The organism is Pseudoalteromonas sp. Cn5-37, assembly GCF_021532495.1.
Lineage (GTDB): Bacteria > Pseudomonadota > Gammaproteobacteria > Enterobacterales > Alteromonadaceae > Pseudoalteromonas > Pseudoalteromonas simplex.
In genome coordinates this window covers 73,751-91,310 of sequence record NZ_JAKGBA010000006.1, presented here as the reverse complement: position 1 = coordinate 91,310, position 17,560 = coordinate 73,751, and the positions used below count along the sequence as shown (strand labels likewise).

The 17,560-nt window shown below is 41.8% G+C and carries 18 protein-coding genes; 8 read left to right on the top strand and 10 right to left on the bottom strand.

Annotation, left to right across the window (positions count from 1 at the left end):
• The first annotated feature begins 1 nt into the window (after position 1).
• A complete protein-coding gene (locus tag L1266_RS10310; protein ID WP_235377478.1) occupies positions 2–892 on the top strand; it encodes a dienelactone hydrolase family protein in 891 nt (296 codons plus the stop codon).
• Between the two features lie 48 nt (positions 893–940).
• On the top strand, positions 941–1,156 hold the full coding sequence (locus L1266_RS10305) for a hypothetical protein (RefSeq protein WP_054554312.1): 216 nt from the start codon (positions 941–943) through the stop codon (positions 1,154–1,156).
• 85 nt (positions 1,157–1,241) lie between these two features.
• Here the strand turns inward: L1266_RS10305 and L1266_RS10300 are convergent, their stop codons facing one another.
• From L1266_RS10300 to L1266_RS10270, 7 genes are all read right to left on the bottom strand, one after another.
• Entirely contained in the window at positions 1,242–1,949 is a 708-nt protein-coding gene (locus L1266_RS10300) for a TorF family putative porin (protein ID WP_138600250.1), read from the bottom strand.
• Between the two features lie 11 nt (positions 1,950–1,960).
• Positions 1,961–3,178 (bottom strand): choline transporter, encoded by a 1,218-nt coding sequence (locus L1266_RS10295; RefSeq protein WP_054554310.1) that lies wholly within the window; start codon positions 3,176–3,178, stop codon positions 1,961–1,963.
• Positions 3,179–3,307: 129 nt separating this feature from the next.
• On the bottom strand, positions 3,308–4,978 hold the full coding sequence (betA, locus tag L1266_RS10290) for a choline dehydrogenase (protein WP_138619403.1): 1,671 nt from the start codon (positions 4,976–4,978) through the stop codon (positions 3,308–3,310).
• Positions 4,978–6,441 (bottom strand): betaine-aldehyde dehydrogenase, encoded by a 1,464-nt coding sequence (betB, locus tag L1266_RS10285; RefSeq protein ID WP_235377477.1) that lies wholly within the window; start codon positions 6,439–6,441, stop codon positions 4,978–4,980. Before betB ends, betA begins: the two co-directional genes overlap by 1 nt.
• A gap of 1 nt (position 6,442) precedes the next feature.
• Positions 6,443–7,033: a transcriptional regulator BetI gene (gene betI, locus L1266_RS10280; RefSeq protein WP_055020667.1), complete on the bottom strand. Its 591-nt coding sequence runs from the start codon at positions 7,031–7,033 to the stop codon at positions 6,443–6,445.
• 293 nt (positions 7,034–7,326) lie between these two features.
• Positions 7,327–7,794, bottom strand: coding sequence for a nuclear transport factor 2 family protein (locus L1266_RS10275; protein ID WP_054554306.1), 468 nt, complete (start codon positions 7,792–7,794; stop codon positions 7,327–7,329).
• A gap of 89 nt (positions 7,795–7,883) precedes the next feature.
• The gene (locus L1266_RS10270; protein ID WP_235377476.1) at positions 7,884–9,065 is read right to left on the bottom strand and encodes an MFS transporter; all 1,182 of its coding nucleotides are present in this window, start codon (positions 9,063–9,065) and stop codon (positions 7,884–7,886) included.
• Positions 9,066–9,175: 110 nt separating this feature from the next.
• On the opposite strand from L1266_RS10270, the gene L1266_RS10265 reads away from it, so the two are divergent.
• Positions 9,176–10,063: a LysR substrate-binding domain-containing protein gene (locus tag L1266_RS10265; RefSeq protein WP_235377475.1), complete on the top strand. Its 888-nt coding sequence runs from the start codon at positions 9,176–9,178 to the stop codon at positions 10,061–10,063.
• Positions 10,064–10,163: 100 nt separating this feature from the next.
• Complete coding sequence (locus tag L1266_RS10260) at positions 10,164–11,255, top strand: alkene reductase (RefSeq protein ID WP_235377474.1); 1,092 nt, start codon at positions 10,164–10,166, stop codon at positions 11,253–11,255.
• Positions 11,256–11,259: 4 nt separating this feature from the next.
• Here L1266_RS10260 and L1266_RS10255 read toward each other — a convergent pair whose 3' ends face one another.
• Positions 11,260–11,697 carry an acyltransferase gene (locus L1266_RS10255; protein ID WP_138600237.1) on the bottom strand — a complete coding sequence of 146 codons (438 nt, stop codon included), beginning with the start codon at positions 11,695–11,697 and terminating at the stop codon, positions 11,260–11,262.
• 239 nt (positions 11,698–11,936) lie between these two features.
• On the opposite strand from L1266_RS10255, the gene L1266_RS10250 reads away from it, so the two are divergent.
• Both L1266_RS10250 and L1266_RS10245 read left to right on the top strand, forming a co-directional pair.
• The gene (locus L1266_RS10250) at positions 11,937–12,311 is read left to right on the top strand and encodes a type II toxin-antitoxin system RelE/ParE family toxin (protein WP_235372634.1); all 375 of its coding nucleotides are present in this window, start codon (positions 11,937–11,939) and stop codon (positions 12,309–12,311) included.
• Positions 12,304–12,606 (top strand): helix-turn-helix domain-containing protein, encoded by a 303-nt coding sequence (locus L1266_RS10245; RefSeq protein WP_138600233.1) that lies wholly within the window; start codon positions 12,304–12,306, stop codon positions 12,604–12,606. Before L1266_RS10250 ends, L1266_RS10245 begins: the two co-directional genes overlap by 8 nt.
• Positions 12,607–12,652: 46 nt before the next feature.
• On the opposite strand, the gene hrpB is transcribed toward L1266_RS10245, so the two are convergent.
• Positions 12,653–15,073: an ATP-dependent helicase HrpB gene (hrpB, locus tag L1266_RS10240; RefSeq protein ID WP_235377473.1), complete on the bottom strand. Its 2,421-nt coding sequence runs from the start codon at positions 15,071–15,073 to the stop codon at positions 12,653–12,655.
• Between the two features lie 170 nt (positions 15,074–15,243).
• Here hrpB and L1266_RS10235 point away from each other — a divergent pair, with 170 nt between their 5' ends.
• Both L1266_RS10235 and L1266_RS10230 read left to right on the top strand, forming a co-directional pair.
• Complete coding sequence (locus L1266_RS10235; RefSeq protein WP_235377472.1) at positions 15,244–16,011, top strand: substrate-binding periplasmic protein; 768 nt, start codon at positions 15,244–15,246, stop codon at positions 16,009–16,011.
• Between the two features lie 195 nt (positions 16,012–16,206).
• Entirely contained in the window at positions 16,207–16,404 is a 198-nt protein-coding gene (locus L1266_RS10230) for a CsbD family protein (RefSeq protein WP_138619436.1), read from the top strand.
• Between the two features lie 40 nt (positions 16,405–16,444).
• Here L1266_RS10230 and L1266_RS22390 read toward each other — a convergent pair whose 3' ends face one another.
• On the bottom strand, positions 16,445–17,485 hold the full coding sequence (locus tag L1266_RS22390) for a GGDEF domain-containing protein (RefSeq protein ID WP_235377471.1): 1,041 nt from the start codon (positions 17,483–17,485) through the stop codon (positions 16,445–16,447).
• Positions 17,486–17,560: the final 75 nt, after the last annotated feature.

Here is a 17,560-nt window from a genome sequence, read left to right as displayed (position 1 = left end):
TATGACTGAGCAACGCCATAATCACATTCCCCTAGAAGCTTTCGATTGGTACGATGAATACGCCCATGGCTTAATGGACCGCCGTACCTTTATGAAAAAGCTAGGTGGCTTAGTCGCCCTTGGTTATTCAATGGCAATGCTAAGTAGCGCTTTACTGCCAAACTACGCATTAGCTGAGCAAGTGTCCTTTAATGACCCTGATATCAAAGCCAGCTATAAAACCTTTGACTCGTTTAAAGGTCACGGCGAAGGTAAAGGTTATTTAGTAGAACCCGCTAATTTAACCGGCAAGCACCCATTAGTGTTAGTGATCCACGAAAACAGAGGCTTAAACCCTTATATTAAAGATGTTGCTCGCCGCCTTGCCAAAGCTGGATTTATTGCCTTTGCGCCAGATGCATTACACCCTCTTGGTGGCTATCCTGGTAATGACGATGAAGGTCGCGCAATGCAGCGCTCTATGGATAAAGAAAAAATCCAACAAGACTTTATTGCCGCAGCTGAATACATAAAAAGACACCCAAATAGTAATGGCAAACTCGGTGCGGTAGGCTTTTGCTTTGGTGGTTATATGGTTAACTACCTAGCAGCCGTTGATAGCAAACTAATCAATGCGGGCGTGCCCTATTACGGCACTCCAGCCGTTAAAGAACTCAGACAAAATATCAAAGCCCCGCTACTTGTACACTTAGCTGAATTTGATAAACGCGTTAATGCAACGTGGCCAGAATACGAGAGCGACTTAAAAGCACATCAAGTGCCTTACACTATGCATATGTATGAACAGGCAAATCATGGTTTTCATAACGACTCTACATCTCGGTATGATGAAAAACAGGCGGAGCTTTCTTGGCAACGCACATTGGCGTTTTTCAATGAGCAATTGATTTAAACAGAGCAATTTCATACACTCTCGAAAAAATTTTAGGCTAGAAAAGAGATGGAATCGCAAGTCAGTTATCGCTTTGACTCACAGCAAACCGCCAATCGGTTTTTAAACAAGCTTAAGCATTGGTCAGTGGCTAAGGTCACTGCGAGTCTTTGCCAAGGTGGTTATGGCGTGAAAATACGTTACGAAGTCGATAATAGTGGCTTTGATTACACCCTTGCAGAGCTTGATGATTTAGCGATGCAACACGAAGGCGAAGAGATTTAATTCTTATACTCTAGTATTCTAGGCATAAAAAAACGGCTAACCTTGGTTAGCCGTTTCATTTTAAAGCCTTACAATAAAACGCTACTTATAAATCAAAGCTACGTGAAATAGACGCGACAATGCGCTCGTCTGCGGTATCCCAGTCTAGGCTGGTATTTTCGCCAGCAAGCTCAAAATCAAAACCTGCAAAGCTTGTTTGATAGGCTAAACGATAATGGTTGTATGACTTGTCATTACCATCCCAAGCAAACTTATTGCCATCTAATGAGTTAGATACATCAAAACTGGCACGAATTGCATGATTTGGGGCAATTTCAAAGGTATGCGCAAGCATAGAAATTACATGCCCAGCATCGGTACCGAAATAATCCCAAGCGTACCAAAAGTTAAGTTCTGTGAAACCCAGACTATTGGTGTAACCAAACTTTGCATAAGTCTCAAAATAATTACCGTCGCTTGAGTAATCTTCACCATGGTAAGAGTAATAAGCAATACCATAATCAACACTAAGGGCATCGTTTATCTCAACATAATTACCAAAATAAGCATCCCACTCAATGTCAGTACCTTCACCAAAATCTACATTTGAAGCCCAAGTACCTACATACATGCCTGAATCGGCAAAGGCGTAATCTAAACTACCTTGAATTGCAGGATCATTCTGAGTCTGGCTTACACCATTGAAGGTGTAATCTGATGCCAATGTAACCGTAGTCGATAAGTCAGCCATGGCTGATGTCGATAGTAATGCCAATGGCAACGCTGCTGCTAATACTGTTTGTCTTGTTGTCATGTTGGTTTCCCCTAGCTAACTGTTTCTATTTTTGTGTAATCTAATTTATTGTCTTTTGGTGAGCCTTCGATATTTTTCACTGTTTTTAACTTGCTGTAGCCAATAAACGCAGCACAGCCGAAAAATAATGCAATAACGAGCGCACCAACCCATTGGATCTGTAAAAAGTCGAACTTAAACAGCAGGGTTAACAATGAAAGCGCCACCACATTTAAGGCAATATAATTAAATTTACCTAAACGTTTCACCGTTAAGTTTAGGTTATCTGTGTATAAACGGATCAAAGAATCAAGTGAGTTGATCACAAACACCACACCAACAAACACCATAGCGATGTTTTTCAGGCCTGCTGTTGCAATACCCGCTTCATGGTATTGATACAAAACACTAAACCAGATAGCGATTGGAATAGACGGGAAAATCAACATAGCTGCCAGCACTTGGTAAGTTTTTAAACCACCCACAAAGCGCGAAGTAAATTGACCAATCATAATGCTCCAAGCAAACCACCAAAACAGGTAGAAGGCATGGTAATCATTTAGTGGTAATACAAACTCATTGATGTTGCCAAAGTAGCTGCCAATTAACGCAAGATTATCAACAAATGCTGATGTTTGTGCATCAGAACCCACAAAGGCACCGAACCACATAAATGCGATTAAAGCGATAAACAACCAAGTAGTAGAAATACTTAAAAAGCGTACATACTTAATGTCTGTGCTCGAATACACAGCAAAACAAATCGCTGCAAACACCATTAAGTAGAATGTCGGAATAATTGACTCACCATCACCAAGCGACGGCAAATACCAAGGTAAATTCGACAGCAGTAAAAATGCAGTAAATGCGCATGTACCAATAATAACTATGTTATTTATTAGTTTTACCCAAGCAATTTCAAAAAATTTTACTTTGGGCTCTATTACGCAGAAATAAAAGCACGTAAGGAAATAAAATCCCCAGATCAAGAAGCCCCAAAAACCAAACTCGATGGCTAATGGATTGGCAAACGCATACTCTGGGCTTGCTTTTATGTCTGCATAACCTGCAAACTCTGTCAGTGGAAACATAATCAAGCCAACATCTAGGCCCGATGTAAATAAAATTGCAATGAACGTAAACGTTCTAACCGGTGTGACGCCAACACACCTTACCGTACCCCATTTAAATAAAATAACCGCAATTGCTAACAGGGTAAAAATGATGCCAGCACTAAGCCAAAAGGTCATAGTTACCCCCCCAAAATAAGTAATAATACTTCATTGTTTCTCCAGTTTTATTCCTCGCATTAACGCATCACAAACAACTCGTGATGCGCGCCACTGCAAGCCCCACAGCCGAAACTGCGGGTGGCCTTATTAGATCTCCGAACTACGCTGCGTTGATTGCCATTGTTTTTCCATAGCAACATCTGCAGTTGATGCCGATAACACAGGCTTACCTAAGATGTGGTCCGCCGCTTTTTCTGCCACCATAATGGTTGGCGCATTTAAATTACCGTTTGGAACGGTTGGGAAAATAGATGAATCTACAACCCGTAAACCTTCGATACCGTGCACTTGAGTTTGCGAGTTAACCACGGCCATCTCGTCTTCACCCATCTTGCACGAACATGACGGATGGTAAGCACTCTCAACCGCTTGACGAACAAACGCATCTATTTCTTCATCGCTTTGAACATCTTTACCGGGTTGAATTTCACCATCGCGATACTCATCAAACGCACTTTGCTCAATAATCTCGCGAGTTAGACGTACACAAGCTCTAAAGCCTTCAATGTCATCTTGATGCTGTAAGTAGTTAAATTGGATCTTTGGCGCAACCTGAGGATCCGCCGACTTAATCGTTACTGCACCACGGCTTTTTGGTTTGTTATGCCCAACATGAACTTGGAAACCATGACCATCAAAGGCACTTTTACCGTCATAACGAATTGCAGCTGGTAAAAAGTGATACTGAATATCTGGCCATTCAACACCCGGTTTTGAACGAATAAATGCACATGATTCAAAATGGTTCGTCGCCCCTAAACCTGAGCGATTTAATAACCAACGAGCACCAATTAGCCCTTTTGAAACAAGGCCTAATTTGCCGTTTAAAGTAATTGGTTGCTTACACTTATATTGGAAGTAAAACTCCAAGTGGTCTTGTAAGTTTTGGCCAACACCTGGTAAGTGGTGTTTAACCTCAACACCCGCTTCGCTCAGGATATCTTTATCACCAATACCTGATAATTGCAGAATATGCGGTGAACCAATTGGGCCCGCACTTAAAATAACGTCTTTTGCTGCAAATGCCTGCTGCTTAGAGCCAGACACTGAAAACTCAACACCAACGGCTTTTTTGCCTTCGAGCAATACTTTTTCAGCTAAAGCACCGGTGATTAGCGTTAGGTTTTTACGTGACTTAACTGGGTCTAAATACTCACGGCTAGCAGAGCTTCTTACGCCGTCTTTTACCGTCATATGCATTGGCCCAAAACCTTCTTGCTGGGCTGCATTGTAGTCATCAGTTTGCGCATAACCTGCTTGTTGGCCCGCTTTGATAAAGGCTTTATAAAGCGGGTTAGCCATTTCATTACCGTTATTAACCCCTAATGGGCCGTTATCGCCACGGTAACTGTTACCACCTAAGTAGAATGATTCAGCACGTTTAAAGTACGGTAAGCATGCTTGGTAATCCCAACCATTAGCGCCGTGTTGCTGCCACTCATCAAAATCTTTGGCATGGCCACGTACATACACCATGCCGTTAATAGATGATGAGCCACCTAACACCTTACCTCGCGGGCAGTGCATCTGGCGGTTATCTAAATATGGCTCTGGCTCGGTATGAAATTGCCATGCATATTTGTCAGTATTCATTGGGATTGATAGCGCGGTAGGCATCTTTATAAAAATGCTTTTATCACTACCACCCGTTTCAAGTAATAACACCTTATTAGAAGGGTCTGCTGATAGTCGGTTTGCCAACACGCAGCCTGCTGAGCCAGCACCGACTATGATGTAATCATAGTTCTGTGTACTCATTAAAATGGACTCTCTATATTGCTCATACCCACATAAATCGATTTAGTTTGGGTATAATGATCTAAGGTTTCGATACCGTTTTCACGGCCGATACCTGATTGCTTATAACCACCTACTGGCATTTCAGCAGGTGAATTTCCATAGCTGTTTATCCAACAAATACCGGCTTGTAATTGGTGGATCACGCGGTGTGCGCGCTGAATATCTTTAGTGAACACGCCTGCAGCTAAGCCTAGGTGGGTATCGTTTGCACGCTGAATAACGTCATCTTCATCATCAAACACCAACACACTCATTACTGGGCCAAAGATCTCTTCTCTAACTATGGTCATGTCGTCTTTACAGTCGACAAAAACGGTCGGTTCCACAAAGTAACCGTTTGGTGCAGATGCAGGTGACAGAGCCTTGCCACCGGTTAGCAAGGTTGCGCCTTCTTGAATACCTTTATCGATATAGCCAAGTACAAGCTCTTGATGTTTTTTAGAGATAAGCGCCCCTAAATTCACCTCCGGATCCATTGGGTCGCCAGCGATAATATTTTGCTCTGTGCGTGTTTTCAGCTCATCAATAAACTGCTGATAAACATTTTTATGCACATAAATGCGCGTACAGTTAGTGCAAATTTCGCCTTGCGTATAAAAATTACCTAACATTGCCGCACTAACAGCTTGTGATACATCGGCATCATCAAATACTAATAACGGTGACTTACCACCAAGCTCCATGGTCACATCTTTAAGTGAACCAGCAGCGCTTGCCATTACTTTTTTGCCTGTGCCTACTTCACCAGTGAAAGACACTTTTTCAATATTTGGGTTTGCTGTTAACCATTGCCCTACTTCAGCAGCGCCTTGCACAACGTTGAATACGCCAGCAGGTACACCCGCTTCGATGAAAATCTCTGCAAGTTTAATTGCACCAAGAGGTGTTTCTTCAGAAGGTTTGAAAATAACCGAATTACCCGCAGCCAGTGCTGGGCCTGATTTCCAACACGCAATTTGCAGTGGATAGTTCCATGCACCAATACCGGCACAAATACCTAAAGGCTCTTTACGTGTGTAGTAAAAGTCATTGCCAACCATTTGTTGCTGACCCACTTGTGCAGGAGCAAGACCAGCAAAATATTCGATAACATCGGCGCCTGTTTCAACATCGACACACTCGGCTTCTTGCCAAGGCTTACCCGTATCAAGTACTTCTACTTTTGCCAGTTCATCGTTACGTTCGCGTAAGATTGCCACGGCTTTTAATAAAATACGGCTACGCTCAATTGGCGTCATTGCAGACCATGCTGCAAACCCTTGTTTTGCGCTTTCGATTGCCGCGTTTTGAATAAATTCATCAGCGATTTCAACGTGATAAATCACTTCATCCGTTGCAGGATTCTTAACCGCAAAGGTATCGCCTGTTTGATTCTTTAAAAAATGGCCATTAATAAAATTTTCGTAAACAGGTGTGGTCATTTTAGGCTCCATACTGTTTTATCAGTGAGCGAATATAGTCTTTGGCTAATCGCTCACAATTTTCGAATTGATCTTGGTCTGACTTACTTAATACGGCTCTTAGCCATAAACCATCGATCATGGCTGCACTTAGCTCAGCAGCTAAATTGGCATCGCTATCGCTCATTAACTGTTTGAATGAGCTTAATAAGTTACTAAATAAACGTTTACTATTTACGTTTTGTAAGCGATGCAACTGGGCGTCGTGCATTGAATGCGCCCAAAAGCTCAACCAAGTTTTGGTGTTGTTGCTTTGCTGCTGAATACGCGAAAAGTTTGCTTCAACGATAAACATTAATCGTTGCTCTGGACTAGTTTGTGGCGTTACTTGATTCAAAAGTGCTTGCTTTAAGCTGGTCAATAAATAACGCACAGTGGCTTCAATTAAGCCCTGCTTACCACCAAAATAATGACTGATAATGCCAGACGATAAGCCTGCCTTTTTACTAATGCTATTTATGGTGGTGCCTTGCAAACCAAGCTCTGCAACCGACTCTATTGTGGCGTCAATTAACTGCTGACGACGAACAGGTTCCATTCCAACTTTCGGCATAATTTTTTATTGATTGAACGTTCAATTAAAATAAAGGTTAAGGTAATGAGCATGGCAATTCAAGGTTGACAAATTGTAAACAACCGCAAAGCTACACTCGTAAGTTAAGCTAACCCACTGTTCTTACGTTTATTATCCGAAATATAAAAAAGTTTTAAATTTATTCAAAATAAAGCCTAAAAAGTATGATTTTAGGCTGAAATACGGAAAAAAGAGAAAATTTATTGCAGGCGTATTTTTAATAAAAAAGCGCTTATAAAAGCGCTCATATTAGGTTAAAAGTTAAGCGAGGCTCATTCGTGGTATTTACGAATAACCGCTATCTTGCCATCTTCGATTTCGAGCACATCCATAATGGTTTGCGTGTATTCAATTTCTTGCTGGTTTTGCGGATGTATACCTTTAGCATGATGGGTATAACGCAAAGCAATGGCAGAATCATTAAAAATAAAGGTATCGAGTAAGTTTGCTTGGTATTCAGTGTGCGCACCAAGGTAAAAAGTCATGCCTTTGCGCATCATCGCTTTGCCATCTGGCTCTCTTGAATCATCTGTTTGATAAGGTAAATGTTGGTTTGCTACATCATCAGTTAATAAAGCTAAAAAAGCTTCTAGCTCTTTGTTGGTAGCATTAGGTGCTTGTGTTGCAACCATGGTATTAAAGTACTGCTGTGCTAATGCTGTGAGCTCTGGGTTAGCTTGCTTTGCTTGGCTAGTAAATGTGCTTAACAGGCAAATAGCTAGAAAATAAAGGTGCTTCATCGTTATTCCTTGTGGTTTTAGTTATTGACTAATAATCAAACTACGCACCTAAAATAACGACAAAGCATCGAACTATCAACAATTTAGTTTTAAGCTGCTTGTGGCTTTGGGATCTCGCGTTTATCTAAATAGCCGCTGTATCGTGTTGCAATTAACGCCGCTAAACTGATGATAGCGCCTATCCAAGCAGTGTCTTGCAATGAGTAGTTTTCAACGACAACACCACCTAACACTGAACCTAGCGCAATACCGATATTAAACGCAGCAATGTTTAATCCAGAGGCCACATCGACAGCATTCGGTGTGAACTTTTCGGCAAGTTTAACCACATAGACTTGCAGCCCAGGCACATTACCAAACGCAAATGCCCCCCATACAAGTATGGTCAGTACCGCAGCGACTTTAGATTGCATGGTAAAGGTCAGCACCAAGAGCACAATACTCAAAGCACTAAAGATAATGGTCAGCGCACTAATCGGGCCTTTTTTATCAGCTAATTTACCGCCGTAGATATTGCCAACAGCAACCGATACTCCATATACCAGCATAATTAAGCTAATGGTGGCTGATGCAAAACCAGTTTGCTGCTCTAAAATAGGCGCTAAATAGGTAAAGGCAGTAAATGTGCCGCCATAACCAAGTATGGTCATCAAGTACACTAGTAAAAGCCTAGGTTGCACCATTACTTTTAGCTGCTCACTCAAAGTAGCTGGTTTACTTTGCTTTAAGTTGCTCGGAATTAAAAACGCGCTACCAATCAGTGCAATTAAACCCAGTAAAGACACCACTAAAAAGGTCGCTCGCCAGCCAAAGTGCTGACCAATCCACGTTCCTAATGGCACACCGGTTACTAATGCAACCGTTAACCCCGTAAACATAATCGCAATGGCACTGGCTTCTTTATCTTTACTGACAAGCCCTGTAGCGATGGTTGAACCAATTGAGAAAAACACCCCATGGGCAAGGCCTGTTAGAATCCTTGCGGTGATCAAGCTACCATAACTAGGTGCTTGCCAAGCCAGTAAATTACCGATTACAAATAGGCTCATTAAGCTAAGTAATACATGTTTTCGATTCCAGCGTCCGGTAAGCGCAGTTAATACTGGCGCCCCCACCGCAACACCTAATGCGTACAAGCTAACAAGTAGCCCAGCACTTGGTAACGAAACCGCTAAATCATCAGCGATAGTTGGCACTAAGCCGACAATCACAAACTCAGTGGTGCCTATGGCAAACGCACTGAGAGTTAATGCAAGTAATGCTATTGGCATCACATATCCTCTGTTTAATTTTGAAAGTGGAGCTATTGTGGCTAAAATTAAATTTGCAAAAAATAGCAGTAGTGACAAAATACTTTTGTTAAAAATGAAAAGGTAAAACCATGAGCGTGATCTCCAACACCCAAGATTTAGAAGCATTTATTAGCGTGGTTGATACCGGCGGCTTCTCAAGTGCGGCCAATGCTCTCGATGAGCAAGTTGCAAAAATATCACGGGCGGTAACTCGGCTCGAAAAATCCTTAAACGTTACCTTATTCAACCGCACCACAAGACGCATTGAGCTGACCGAAGAAGGCGAATTATTTTTAGGCTATGCTAGAGAAGCACTGAGTCAGCTTGCACAAGGCGAAGAGGCCTTAAAGCTTCTGCACTGCGCCCCATCAGGAAAATTAAGAGTCGATGCCGCAAGTCCTTTTGTGTTTCACCAATTAGCACCACATTTAAAAGCCTTTAACCAAGCTTATCCTGACATAAAACTTGAGATCACCAGCCACGACAACATTATCGATTTACTTGAGCATAAAACCGATATTGCTATTCGTATTGGCGAACTTGCTGACTCAAACTTGCATGCGCGAACTTTGGGAGTTAGTAAATTACAGCTCGTTGCCAGCCCTAATTATTTAAAAGCGGTACCAGCATTAAATGAGCTAACCGACTTAGCCTCGCACCAGCTTATTGGTTTTACCGATGCGCCGCATTTAAATCACTGGCCGCTGACCACGCCTTTAGATCTTAAATTTTCAATCAGTGCATCAAGTGGTGAAACTGTGCGCCAGCTTTGTATTCAAGGTCATGGCATTTCCTTGTTGTCGGAATTTATGATCAACGAAGATTTAAAAGCAGGCCGTTTAGTTAAAGTGCTCGAAGGCGAAGTACTGAGCCCTAATCGTCGCGAAAAAGTGCATGCGGTGTATTATCAAAACAGCGGTGTGTCATCACGAGTATTAGCGTTTTTAGACTTTATAGCACCCAGGTTAACGCTGTAGTTTTTTTGCACTTTTAACAAAAGTGTTTTGTGATTACCGGCATTAATTTCATAAATAATTTTCGTTATGCTGAAAGCATATTCGCTTTCAAGGAGCCGTAATGAACAAATTATTCGATACTATACAACTTGCCGGTCATACTTTAAAAAACCGTATTGTCATGCCACCGATGACTCGCTCTCGCTCATCACAACCAGGTGATATCGCCAATGAATTAATGGCCGACTACTATGCACAACGTGCCAGTGCTGGCTTAATTATTAGCGAAGGTACACAAATATCAGCCCTAGGTAAGGGTTATGCTTGGACACCGGGTATTTACACTGCCGAGCAAATTGCCGGCTGGAAAAAAGTAACCGACAAAGTTCATCAAGCTGGTGGCATTATGTTCGCTCAGCTTTGGCATGTTGGCCGCGTATCTCACCCAAGTAACACAGGTGGCGAGCAACCAATTGCGCCATCTGCGATTGCAGCTAAAGACGTAAAAGTTTTTATTGATGAAGATGACAAACCCGACTTTGTTGCCACTGCACAGCCACGCGCAATGAGCCATGACGACATCAAACAGGTTATAAGCGAATATCGCCAAGCTGCCCTTAATGCAGTTGATGCAGGGTTTGATGGTATTGAACTTCACGCTGCCAATGGTTACTTAATTAATCAATTTATTGATTCAGAGTCGAACCAACGCACTGATGAATACGGCGGCAGTTTAGAAAACCGCTTACGCTTTTTACAACAAGTGACACAAGCGGTATGTGATGAAATTGGCGCTGAGCGAGTTGGCGTACGCCTTGCTCCACTCACAACCCTCAATGGGACGGTCGATGATAACCCGTTTGAAACCTATATTGGCGCAGCAAAAGTACTCAATGACCTTAACGTTGCTTACCTGCACATTGCCGAAGCTGATTGGGATGATGCACCTTTAATGGAGCAAAGTTTTAAGCAAGCGCTACGTGAAAACTATGCTGGATTAATGATTTATGCGGGCAAATACACTGGCGATAAAGCAGAGCAAGCATTAGCCGCAGGCTGGGCTGATTTAATTGGTTTTGGTCGCCCGTTTGTTGCCAACCCAGATCTGCCAGCGCGCATTGAACAAGGCATTGAACTGGCTCAGCATGATCCAGATACCCTATTTGGAGGCGGTGCTAAAGGCTACACTGACTACCCTTTAGCAACGCAGTAACGCACTAAAAAAAGTGGCTCGTCAACCAATAGCTCAATACAATAAAGCTGATGTTGGCGAGCGCTCTTAACCACCAAGGAGCAGAGCTAAACTGTATTTGGCTATACTTGCTTACTAATACCAAAGCGCCCATCACAGTAAACCAAGGAGTAAAAAAGAATAGTGGCTTTAACTTCACTAAACTCACCGCTAAATCGTGCAGCGCCCCACTGACGGCAAAAGTAACAACAACCGCACACCAAACCGGCATAATGTCATTGCAAGGCTTCATGACATACCGAGATAAGTAATAGCTCCACACCGGATTCCAATATCGCCAAAATAGATAAAACGAACTCGCACCCAGCGAGCGTGTCAGCATATTGCGCAGCGAATCTTTATGCCCCAGAGGCACACCTGTACGTTTTTTAACGTATTGAGTAAGGGTAATAGCTGCTGACACCAACTTTCTCTTTTTTACTAATGACTCAATTAGACTACTAAACAGCCAATAAAAGAGAAACCAAAACAGGGTTAGAAATTGTAACGGTTTATTTTATTCGTATTGGTTTTGCGCAGATAGATAGCTGGTAATCACCCATTACCTCTGCTATCAACATTAGAGGGACACCAATGAAAACCTCATTATCATTGATTGGCTACTGAGTGAAACATTGAAAGTGTACCCTAATGGAGTATACTATGATTTATAAAACAAAGGATTTTGTTTCGCGCACGAAAAAAGAAAGTTTGTCTGATATTGATTTAATAAACGCTTGCATAGAGATGTCAGCAGGCCTTTTCGATGCAGACCTAGGTGGTAATGTTTATAAAAAGCGCGTAGCCATGGGCAGTAAAGGAAAAAGAGCTGATTACAGAACTATCGTCGGAGCTGTAATTGGTGATAAATATTTCTTTCTCTATGCGTTTGCTAAAAACGCTAGAGCTAATATAAATGCTAAAGAAAAGTTAGCATTAAAAGAGTTAGCAAAAGAGTTTATTCGATTTTCCCAAAGTGAACTTGAACAACTAGTCGATGATGGCGAACTTTTAATTGTAGGTGATGATCATGAGTGACATATTAAAGTCAGTTCACAAAACAGTGAGTGGATTAAAAAAGTCAGGAGTTATAGACAAAACGACGATGCGTAAATTTGACGCATTATGCCTTACAAGTGTTCATGAATTTACCCCCGAACAAGTTCGTAACTTAAGACTGAAATACAATCTTTCACAACCGGTTTTTGCTCAATACTTAAATGTCAGTGACAAGTTAGTTAAAAAATGGGAGCAAGGTGATAGCTCACCAAGAGGAGCAGCATTGAAAATGCTCACTCTGGCAGAGCAAAAAGGGTTAGAAGTAATCGCTTAAGCCTAATCCAAAGTTTTGTAATTTTGAGCATTCAGCTTCATTAAAATCACATCTTACTTTTTACTTTATTAGTTGCTTGGCTGGTGGCGGGGTTGTCTGGCCAAAAATGTTTTGGATAACGCCCTTTCATTTCTTTTTGCACATCGCGGTAACTTGTTTGCCAAAAGTTAGCTAAGTCTTGAGTTAACTGCAGTGGTCGCCGCGCTGGTGATAATAGCTCCATTAATAATGGCAATTTACCTTGTGCCAGCAAAGGCGTGCTGGTCATGCCATACACTTCTTGCATGCGCACACTGAGCTTCGCAGGGCCATCAAGTTGATAGCTCACTTTTACATTTGAACCACTTGGCACTGTTAATCGCAAAGGCAGCAATTCATTCAATAAACTTTGCTGCTGCCAATCAAAACAGCTTTTAATTGCTTCGCTGTAATTGAACTTTTTTAATTGCTCAAGGTTTTTAATATCATCCAAATAAGGTGCAAGCCATTGGTTATCGGCAATTAATTCATCGTGATTTAAAAGCGGGAATGACTCTGGTAACAGCTTACTTGCCAAGCTCATTCGAGTGAGTAACTGCTCACTGTCGGGTTGTTCATTAAATAACGAAAAGCCCTGCTTACTAAATAAATTTAACCACGCTTTAGTGCGCTCGCTCTTATCTAGGGGCTGTTTACTTGGTTGACTCGCTATGGTGATAGCACCGAGCTTGAGCTCATCTTGATGGATAAAACGCCCTGCTTTTTCATCGTATTCGCAGCGAGTTTGCTCAGTAAATAAATGCGAAAGATCATCTTCTAGCTCACTTGGCATAAAGGCAACAGCAGCAAAAACCCGGTTTCCCTTATGACCGCCCATATGCGCAATGGCAATATAGTCATCGTTATGCCAAAACTCCTCACTTAAGTCGGCGCCCGCACCATTGGCAAGTAAATAACCATTACCGCGCTTTTTGGCTAAACGGTCAGGAAAGGCAAGTGCCACCAGCAGCGACAAGTACTCTGTTTTAAGCTCATTAACCGGCTTGAGCTGTAAGCGCGATAGCCAATAATTTAATTGCTGCTTAAATACTGGGTGCGGTTTACTGTGCTGACTATGTAATGCCAAATTAAGATCAGCTGGCATACTAATGCGGCTTTCAAGCAGCGCCGTTAAATACCCCGCTAATATATAAATACCAGGCATGCGCTGATCCAGTTGCTTTGCCTTAATGAGCATGTGCGAGAGGCGAATATCGGCTCCATAACTCAGCATTTGACTGCCAAGGGGTGTTAGCTTTTCATTTTTATCAATGGCTTCGAGCATTTTCAAAAGTGCCGTTGCCTGTTTAATTTGCTGGTTACTAGGTGGGTCGAGTAAGCTAAGCTCAGCAAGTGATGCCCCCCACTGCTTTGCCTCTAATAACAACTGACTAATATCACTGGTCAGAATTTCTGGCGCATCATGACTGTTACGGCGCTCAAAGGTTTGCTTAGAGCCTAAACGATACACAACCCCCGGCTCAATTCGCCCAGCACGACCTGCGCGCTGTATAGCTGAAGAACGAGAAATACTCTGCGTAACAAGCTCAGTAACACCGGTTTTTAAATTGAAATTGGCAGCACGGCGTTTGCCGCTATCAACCACAATACGTATTCCTTCAATGGTCAAACTGGTTTCAGCGACATTGGTGGTTAGTACCACTTTGCGTTTGCCATTTTTAGCGGGCGCAATAGCAGCTTGTTGCTCTTTTTTATTTTGCTCACCATACAGGCTAAATACTTCAACGCTATCATTTAAATCATTTAAAGACTGCTGAACGCGCATTATTTCACGCTGTCCAGGTAAAAACACTAAAGCACTGCCCGATTGCTCACTAAGCGCCTGTTTTATTAGTGCAGGTATGTCATCGAGCCAACGGCTTTCGTCTTTAAGTGGAATATACACTTCATCAATAGGGTAGCTTCGACCTTGTGATGAAATAATAGGACAGCTGAAAAACTCACTGTAACGTTCGCCGTCTAAGGTTGCCGACATCAGCAATATTTTTAAATCATCGCGAAGTGCTGCCTGTGTTTCGAGGGCAAATGCCAAAGCCGTATCTGCGGCAATTGAGCGCTCGTGAAATTCATCAAAAATAAGTAAGTCTACATCACTAAGCTCTGGGTCATTTTGCAACATACGCGTCAGCATGCCTTCAGTGACAATTTCGAGTTTAGTTGTAGAACTTACTTTTGATTCGCCACGAATGCGTAAGCCGACAGTGTCACCGACTATTTCATTCTGCTGACTTGCCAAATACTGGGCAATATTGCGTGCGGCCAGTCGTCTTGGCTCTAACATAACAATGCGTTTAAAGTGCCCTTCGCGCATTAAGGTAAGAGGCAGCCATGTTGATTTACCCGCTCCCGGTGGCGCTTGCAATAAGGCCATTGGGTTACTCTGTAATGTGGTTAACAGGGATTGATAAATATCTTGAACTGGCAGCACGTTAGGTATCTCTTACTTTCTTTTCACGCATTGTATCAAAAAACTAAAAATTGCGATGGCTATAGGCTTATTTTCTATTTCGGGCTTTAAAAAGTGAAAACATTGCATTCTGCCAGTTTAGACTTATTCTTGATTAAACGACCGCACAAAAGTCAGAATAAGGAATAAACTTGTTCAGGATTTACACCCGTATTTTAATCACCTTGCTATTTTTAGCTTTACCGCTTCAAAAAGCATATAGCCAGCAAAAGATTACGGTTGCACTTGGCAATACACTTCCACCTTGGGTGATGGCTGAAGACAACACAGGCATTATTCCTGACTTACTTCGCGCGACACTGGGTGCTCAAGGTTACCAACTACAATTCGTCTACGTGCCTTATGCAAGACGGATCCTTTTATATAATGAAAACTTAGTTGATGTAGTATCTGATATAAACAATAAAGTTATTGAAGCTAATCAAATGAACGGTTACTTTTCAGATATTGCTTACAACTATGAGAACTTTGCGTTTAGCCTAGCCAAGCGAAATTTCGACCTCAAGTCCATCGCCCAACTAAAACATCATACCGTGCTATCTTGGCAAGGTGCTAAAGCGCGACTTTCACCTGAATATCGCGACATGGCAAAAGAAAATCTTAATTATTCAGAAACATACGACCAATCAACCCAAGTACGGCTTTTATATCGTGAACGGTATGAAGTGATCCAAATGGACGGAAAAATTTTTGACTACTACCGAGCGTTAATTACAAAACATGGGGAGGTTGATGTGTCTGAACCGGTGCAGCAGTTTGCTTTGTTCGGCAAAAGCCCCAATGGTTTTTTGTTTCATGATGAAGCCTTAAGAGACCGGTTTAACGAGAGTTTACGTAAACTAAAATCAACTGAAGAATACACGCGGATAATCAATCGCTATACATCTAAGAGCCACTAAGTATCTAAAACTAGCGCAACAGAAAATATTACAGGCTGATTCTAAAAACTACGTAGTAATTGCAAACGTTTAAATTCCACTCATTAGATTTAAAAACATAAAACAACTACAAATCAATAATTTAATAAGTTTCACCAAATTGGTACAGCGATTGCTCTTACTAAGGTGAATGTTTAACAGAGTAAGGAGATTATGATGAACAGCGATCGTTTAGAAGGCAACTGGAAAGAGCTTAAAGGTAAAGCACAACGTAAATGGGGTGACCTTACCAATGATGATTTAGATAAAATTGAAGGTAGCCGTAAAGAGCTGGTTGGTAAACTTCAGCAAAAATACGGTAAATCAAAGGAAGAAGCTGAACGTGAAGTCAGCGACTTTGAAAAAAGCCATTAATTTGAGCAATCAATAAAGCCGCTAATTGCGGCTTTATTTATCAAGCTGGCTCATGCTTTGCTAAATCTACCTCAGCAACCGTTTGATTTTTACCTTGCGATTTAGCGCGGTAAAGCCGTTTATCAGCAATGTTTAAGCAATGATCCATGCTCTCATCAGCGACGCGCACGTACAAGCCAATACTTAAGGTAACATGAAAAAGATGCTGGCCGCTCGTAAATGGCTTTGCAGCAAGCTTCTTATGGATTTTTTCAGCGACTTTTCTGGCTCTAAGCTCATACCCTGTTGGGATCACAATTAAAAACTCTTCGCCGCCCCAACGGGAAATAATATCGTCTTCTGTGCACACGTTTTTAAAGACATCAGCGAAAAATATTAGCACCTCATCACCCACTTGATGACCGTAGGTGTCGTTGATTTGCTTAAAGTTATCAACATCCATCAGCAAGAACACAGCCCCTTCGCCAAAGCGCTTATCTTGCAAACATTCGGTTGCGTAGCGACGGTTAGCGAGTTCTGTCATCGCGTCAGTGCGAGCCAGCTTTTGATTAAGTTTAAGTTGCTCCATTAACTGCAAACTGTATTTGTTGCGATAATATTCGTAGAAGCCACCCAAAATACATAAAATAGAGAAGCACAGCATGACCCGTGTAGGAAAATAATGACTCGGATAACTGTAATAGCCAAATTGATCAGTAAAATAAAAAAGCACCGAGATAATAATGGCAAGCAAGATAAGATCAAACGCTCCGCGCTTTAAACCACGAATAAAAAAGGTCACAGGAGATACAATAAACAACCATAATGGCCCAGTGCCATTACTACCCCCAGAGACAATTAAAAAACACATCATCGAATAGAGAGCGTACAGCATAAGTATTGCGATGGTTTCGTCACGATTTTTAATGACAAAAGGTGAGGCAAACACAAAGCCGCCAATAATCAATAAATAGCTAAGGGCATGGTAACCATCTTGATAGCTGGTGATCGCCATTAAGAACGAGGTGATCGAACCAATAAATGCAAAAACACGTAAAAATCGTGCTTTATCTTTGTCACTTGCATTCACTGTATCAATCACAATTTCACCTTAGATTTCTTGATCAATCTCAACAATACCAATCCGCAATAATACTTAATCATTTTGAGGGATTAA